Below are 6,498 nucleotides of genomic sequence, written 5' to 3'. Positions count from 1 at the left end.
CCGCACCCGTGTTCAACGAGGCACCACGGTGGAGGTTACGGGGAGCTCGAAGATTTTTCCGCGGGCCGGACGGACGGCCACGCAGGCCGGACGGGCCAGCCGATGGGGCCACCCGGGCCGGGCCATGCGGGCCGGCCGGCCGGGCGGACCGAGCCGGGCTGGCCGAGCCGTGCCGGTCGTTCGCGCTGGCCATGCCAGTTGTCCGGGCCGGTGTCGGACCGGGCCGGGCGCATACCGGCCGCCAGGTGTGGCCGGCACGCGCGCACCGACGCGGCCGGCCCACCTGGAAGCGACGGCCCGGGAAGGTACGGAGGTCCCGGCAGAAGGGGCAGTAACAACCTGACGTTCCGGACACCTCGGGCCGCCGGGCCGGATATTCTCCCAACTAATCAATAGTGGGAATTTTCAGTTGAGGAGGTGACAAACGATGTACGACTACGACCTCCTCGTCATCGGGTCGGGCCCAGGCGGGCAGAAAGCGGCTATCGCCGCCGCCAAGCTGGGCCGCCGCGTCGCGATCGTCGATCGTCGTGACATGGTCGGCGGGGTCTGCATCAACACCGGCACGATCCCGTCGAAGACACTGCGCGAAGCCGTGCTCTACCTCACCGGTATGACCCAGCGGGAGATGTACGGACAGAGCTACCGACTGAAGGACGACATAACGGTCTCGGACCTGTCCTCACGCACCCAGCACGTCATCGGACGTGAGATCGACGTCATTCGTAACCAGCTCAGCCGTAATCGGGTGGCCTTGCTCATCGGAACGGCAAGCTTTGTCGACCCGAACACCATCGCCATCATCGGCAGCGACCAGATCGACGAGCGCCGGGTCCGGGCGGAGAAAATCATCATCGCCACCGGCACCCGGCCGGCCCGACCGGACACGGTCGACTTCGACGGCCGCACCGTGGTCGACAGCGACCAGATCCTGGCGCTGGACAAGATTCCCGGCTCGATGGTCGTCGTGGGCGCCGGTGTGATCGGCATCGAGTACGCGTCCATGTTCGCCGCGCTCGGCACCAAGGTGACCGTCGTGGAGCGTCGTGACCGGATGCTCGACTTCTGCGACGTGGAGATCGTCGAAGCTCTCAAGTATCATCTACGAGACCTGGCTGTTACATTCAGGTTTCGCGAGTCGGTCGTGTCCGTCGAACGCCACAACAACGGCACCCTGACTCTGCTGGAAAGCGGCAAGAAGGTCCCTGCCGACACCGTGATGTACTCGGCCGGACGCCAGGGGCTCACCACCGCGCTCAACCTCTCCAACGCGGGCCTGAGCGCCGACAACCGGGGGCGCATCAAGGTCGGCTCGGACTTCCGGACCGAGGTCGACCACATCTACGCCGTCGGCGACGTCATCGGCTTCCCGGCACTTGCCGCGACATCCATGGAGCAGGGCCGGCTCGCCGCCTACGCGGCCTGCGGCGAGGCCGTCCACGTGATGCGCCACGAGCTGATGCCCATCGGCATCTACACCATCCCCGAGATCTCCTACGTCGGCAGCACCGAGGACGAACTCACCGAACGGGCTGTGCCGTTCGAGGTCGGCGTGGCCCGCTACCGCGAACTCGCCCGCGGCCAGATCGTCGGGGACTCCTACGGCATGCTGAAGCTGCTCGTGAGCTCGACCGACCGCAAGCTGCTCGGCGTCCACGTCTTCGGTACCGGGGCCACCGAACTCGTCCACATCGGCCAGACCGTGATGGGCTGCGACGGGACGATCGACTACCTGGTGGACGCCGTGTTCAACTACCCGACGCTCGCCGAGTCCTACAAGGTGGCGGCGCTGGACGCGATGAACAAGATGCGTGCCGTCGCCCGCTTCAGCAGCTGACGTCCAGGCTCAGCTGACGTCCAGGCTCAGGCGGGCTCGGGGCGGTCGGGGCAGGCACCCGGTCGGGGCAGGGGCGGTCAGGGCAGCCGGAAGACGTCGACCAGGATCACGCCTGGGGCGGGCCGGCGGTGCGCCGCCGGGCTGTCGTGGACGACCAGGATCGACGAAGGGTCGCCCGGGGCCAGGGCGATCCCCTCGGCGTGGTCGTCGCCCTCGCCGAACGGCAGGTCCAGCACACGGACGAGCGCCTCGTCGTCGACGACGACGCTCGTCGCCGCCCTGGCCGCGCCACGCCACCGGTAGACCCGGACCGGGCCGTCGAGGTCCATGGTCGGGCCGGCGAGCACGAGCAGGTCGTCCCCCTGGGCGAGCAGGTCGCGCACGCCCAGGCCGTCGAGGTTCAGGAAGTGCTTCCGGTAGGGGAGGCCGCCGTCCAGCGGCCGCAGCCCGAGGTCCTGGCCGTCACCCTCGGTGGGACGCAGTTCGACGACCACCGCCCAGCCGCGCAGCACCGGCCCGCGCAGGCCCAGGTAGACCCGCTCACCGACGACGGCCAGCCCCTCGACGTCGAGCCCGTTGTCCTTGCTCGGAATCGTCAGGAACGGGCCGAGATGCTCGTCGCCCTTCAGCACCGTGGTGACCCGGGTCTGCTTGCGCAGGCCCAGCGCGGCGGCGGTCCGCTGCCCGCCGGCGCCGTCCGGGGCGGCGGCGCTGCCCACCAGGGTGGGCAGCCCGTCCTGGGTGACGACCGGGATGCGGCCGAGCAGATGCCGGTTCGCGTTCTTACGGATCTTTGCCAGGGCGCGCAGCGCGTCCTCGGTCGCGTGGTGCGGTCTGACCCGCTTGCGCGTCAGGCTGTGCGAACCGACGAACCACAGGTAGTCACCATGCCGGTCGAACCCCTCGATGTCGATCTCGGGGATGGCGCCGTCCGCGTCCGGCCCCGCCGGCAGCGGCAGGAAGTCACCGACCGGGAAGGAGACATGGTTGTCGTAGATGTCCCCGGCGGCGCCCAGGGTCACCCGCTCGATCGTCGCCGTCTCGTCCCCGCCGAGCCACAGGTGCCGCCCTTCGGTCTTGATCGTCGACAGTGACTCGACGATGTCGACCACGGGGTGCGGGCCGACGTCGTCGAAACGGACCGCAACGGTCTCCACGGCATCCACGACTGCTCCTCCTCGGCCCTGAGCCCCCGGTGACGTGACAGTCCCGTCTACCACAGCTCGCCTGTCACAGCCCCGCCTGCCACGACTCGTCCGACATATCCGGCCAGATCGGATCGTCACCGTGACCGGGCGGCGCAGCCGGCGGACAGAGCAGTGGTCAGCAAACATCACCACAGCCCACAGGCACGTTGTTTGTCGCAAAGCGGACACAGCCCCGAGGGCGGAATCGGGCCGGGCCGGGCCGAGCCGGTCGAGGGGGCGGTAGGCAGGCTGGAGACGCACCGGACGCACCGGGCAGCCTCAGGGCTGTGGACCGTCGCCCCACAGCCCTCGCCGCGGAAGTACTCCCGCGGGACGAGTGCGGCGGAACGGCTTCAGGGGACGCGGGACGCCACCGCCACCGACGTCGCGGCGGCGTCCCAGGCGATCCGGGACAGCCCCTCGACCGTGTCGATGCCGGCCCGCATCGACGGGTTGCCGCGGCTGTAGACCGCCATCACGTAGTCCCGTCCGCCTCCGTGGACATGTCCGATGCTGGCGATCACCCAGCCACCGTCGCGGGGCAGCCAGCCGTTCTTCACCTCCACCGTGACGCCCGCGGGCACCCCGCCGGGCAGGCCCCATCGCTGGGCGGGCACCACACCGGCGAGCAGGCTCGTCGCGGTGGCCCGGGCCTGATCGCTCAGTACGCCGCCCGGATAGGCCAGCGTGCGCAGCACCGCGAGCTGGTCGGCGGCGCTGGTCAGGGTGAGCCCCCAGCGCCCGCCGCCGCCCGCCTTCGTCCTGGTCATCCCAAGCCGGCTGAACATGGTGTCCATCGACGCCGTGCCGCCGAGTGAGCGCCACAACCGGCTCGCGGCCCTGTTGTCGCTTACGTAGATCATCGCCTGGGCGTTGCGCAGTTCGCTCGCGCCCAGACGTCCGGACGGCCCGGCGCGTTCCAGAATGCCCAGCAGTATCGACAGTTTCACCGTGCTGGCCGTCTCGAAACCCGGCGCCGTCGGGTCGTCGACGGCGACGGTCCGACCGGTGACCGCGTCGTACACTGCCACACCGACCTGCCCGGGGCGTCCTTCGAGATATCCCTGGAACCGCTCGGACAGGTCGGACCCGGGCAGCGACGGCGCCTTCGGCGCGGCCTCGGGAACGGGCCGCGGCGGTGGGACGACGATACCGACGGACGGCAACCGGACAGCTGGCGGCTCCGCGGGAACGCCCGGCACGGAAACATCCGGCGCGGAAACATTCGACGTGGATCCGCCGGCACCGGCAAAACGCACGGATCCAACGACCGGAGCCAGCACGAGAGCATTGACCACGGCAGCGGCGACCAGTATTGCGCCGGTTCGTCTCGAGACCGGGACCCGGGCCGGCACATCGACGGATCCCAGCGGTCCTGAAAATTCCCCCGCCGGCCGCCGGGTCGCGTTTTTCGCGACGTTGTGCGGCGGTGCACGGTGCCGCATGGCGACGATTGCATGGTGCCGCATGGCCACAGCAAATGTATATCCGTGGCAGGGCGTCGCCGCATCGCCACGCTCCCTTTTCTCCGCGACCGCGCAGATCGGTGCCGGACGCCGAGAAGACTCCCGCCAGGCGGCCTTTCCGCGGAAAACAGCCACCGGAAAATTCGCCGGCAAAAGACGCTGGAACCGGCCGCACCGGCCGCCGGTACCTCGGCAGCCCGGAAACAGTCTCATACCGGCCCTCGACATTATTGTCAGGCGACGGGGCGGGATGGCGGGTTGGCGCTGTTGGCACTGCTCCCTGGCTCGTGGTCCTGGTCCCCGGCCCGATTCCCGGTTTGGCCCCTGACCGCCCCTGGCCGCGTCCTTCGCGCAATCAGGAGACACCCCGGGAAGTAGCGGGGACATGCCCTCCGCCGGGCCTTGGCGGCGCGCATGTCCGAAGCAGTGGGGACGCCAGGCGCGGAAGGAACGCGACCACACCGTTCCCGGGCGGGTTTGTCAGGCGAGGTGAGCCCGCTCCGTTCGGGCGTCGCGGGCGCAGCGGGCACGAAGCTTGTCACCCAGCGTGCCGGACAGATCCCGTACCGGGATCCAGCGATGGTCGACCGTCTCCGCGGAACACGGCTGCGCCGTTTCGTCCGGGACATACAGAACGAAGCGAGCGTCGTAGTGCACATGCGAGGGTTCTTCCCGAACCGGATCGGCGGACACGACCTGCGCGTCAATATCAATCGGATAAACAGTGTCCGGAATCACAGAATTCGCCGCTATTCCGGTTCTCTCGGCGAGCCCGCGCAGCGCCGCGCCCAACAAGGACCGGTCCGCCGCGTCGACATGCCCGCCGGGGAGCAGCCAGCCCGCCGAACCCCGATGACGAACATGCAGCACCCGCCAGTCCGCGGTAACCGCGACCGCGCCCCAGGTGACATGCGCCGGCATCGTGGCTGCGTCCGTCACTGGACCTGCCCCCTCTATCAGGGCCAGCACCAGCGGACTCAGGGTCTCGATCTCACCGGGATTGTCCTCGAGATAGTGGAGAACTACTCCGGCGACCGCATTGTTGCTCACTGCCACAGGACATGACAGTACCTCCAGAAGACGATTTCGGCCGCACGAGGGCCGGCCGGGCGCCGCCGCTTCGAACGGGCCCACGGTGTACTCCGCGGCGCCCGAACGGTGCACTCAGCGGCCGGATCCCGTTCGTGGCACGTACTTTCCGCCCAGCGCGTCGGACGGTCACGACGCTGCCGGGCGGGCGAGCGAGCGGGCCACAGTCGCCAAACCGACAAATCGCCTCCGCCCCGCCGGCCGCCGCCAACGGTTCCCGCGGCCGCGCTGACAGGCTGCCGACAGCCGCGGCGGCGCGTCGGCATGTGATGCCTATCGTGTGACGACCGGCACCAACCCACATCGACCGGTACCAACCGTTGGGATCGTCTCCGTGCGGGCGGGACGGACACCGACGGGCGAGGCCGGCCGAACAGGACACGCGTCACACTCGGGGTGTGTGAAGGGGGAGATCAGATTGGGTGCTTCCGGAGGTTCCGGTGGCTACGCCGGCACCACGCGGCATCGGTTGCGGCATCGGATGGCAGTGGCAGCCGTGGGCGGCGGCCTGGCGGTACTGCTGCTCGGAGCCTGTGGCGAAGCGACGGGCACGAGCGGGACAACCGGGCCGACCGGATCGGTGACTCTGCCGAGCGGACTGCCGACATCGCTGCCCACGGGTCTGCCGACGGCTCTGCCGTCCATGTCGGCGTCACTGCCGGGCGGCGGGCAGGTGGCCACGGGCAGGGACGCGCTGAAGGCCGCGAACGTCCCCGAGGACTTCCCGATCCCGCCGGGCGCCGAGGTGGAGGCCGGTACGTCCAGGAACAACGAGTCCGTGCTCACCCTGAGCGGTGTCTCCGACAACGCGGTGGCGACCTTCTACCGCCAGGCGCTGCCGGCCGCCGGCTACACGATTACCAGTGACAATCAGATAGCCGGCCTGGCGGCTTCGATCGCCGTAACTGGTCAGGTCTGG

5 protein-coding genes are annotated in these 6,498 nt (G+C 69.5%); 2 read left to right on the top strand and 3 right to left on the bottom strand.

What is annotated here, in order from left to right; genetic code table 11:
- The first annotated feature begins 427 nt into the window (after positions 1 to 427).
- Positions 428 to 1,837, top strand: a complete 1,410-nt coding sequence (sthA, locus tag CM1CMNOD_RS03520; RefSeq protein ID WP_013872291.1) for a Si-specific NAD(P)(+) transhydrogenase — start codon at positions 428 to 430, stop codon at positions 1,835 to 1,837.
- A 77-nt stretch (positions 1,838 to 1,914) separates the two neighbouring features.
- Here the strand turns inward: sthA and CM1CMNOD_RS03515 are convergent, their stop codons facing one another.
- The 3 genes from CM1CMNOD_RS03515 to CM1CMNOD_RS03505 form a co-directional block, all read right to left on the bottom strand.
- Positions 1,915 to 3,003, bottom strand: a complete 1,089-nt coding sequence (locus tag CM1CMNOD_RS03515) for a DUF3616 domain-containing protein (protein ID WP_013872290.1) — start codon at positions 3,001 to 3,003, stop codon at positions 1,915 to 1,917.
- Positions 3,004 to 3,377: 374 nt separating this feature from the next.
- Positions 3,378 to 4,226 (bottom strand): serine hydrolase, encoded by an 849-nt coding sequence (locus CM1CMNOD_RS03510; RefSeq protein ID WP_237702976.1) that lies wholly within the window; start codon positions 4,224 to 4,226, stop codon positions 3,378 to 3,380.
- Between the two features lie 744 nt (positions 4,227 to 4,970).
- Positions 4,971 to 5,624, bottom strand: coding sequence for an NUDIX hydrolase (locus CM1CMNOD_RS03505; RefSeq protein ID WP_242625431.1), 654 nt, complete (start codon positions 5,622 to 5,624; stop codon positions 4,971 to 4,973).
- A 436-nt stretch (positions 5,625 to 6,060) separates the two neighbouring features.
- Between CM1CMNOD_RS03505 and CM1CMNOD_RS03500 the strand changes: the two genes are divergently transcribed.
- On the top strand, positions 6,061 to 6,498 hold a 438-nt coding region (locus tag CM1CMNOD_RS03500), incomplete at its 3' end, for a hypothetical protein (protein ID WP_131772132.1).

The organism is Protofrankia symbiont of Coriaria myrtifolia (genome assembly GCF_900634755.1).
Taxonomy (GTDB): domain Bacteria; phylum Actinomycetota; class Actinomycetes; order Frankiales; family Frankiaceae; genus Protofrankia; species Protofrankia coriariae.
The sequence above is the reverse complement of the archived record's forward strand: the minus strand, read 5'-3'. Positions and strand labels throughout refer to the sequence as shown.

Bases quoted from the DNA above. Each gene is read 5' to 3' on its own strand.
- sthA (WP_013872291.1), top strand. From the start codon at position 428: ATGTACGACTACGACCTCCTCGTCATCGGGTCGGGCCCAGGCGGGCAG.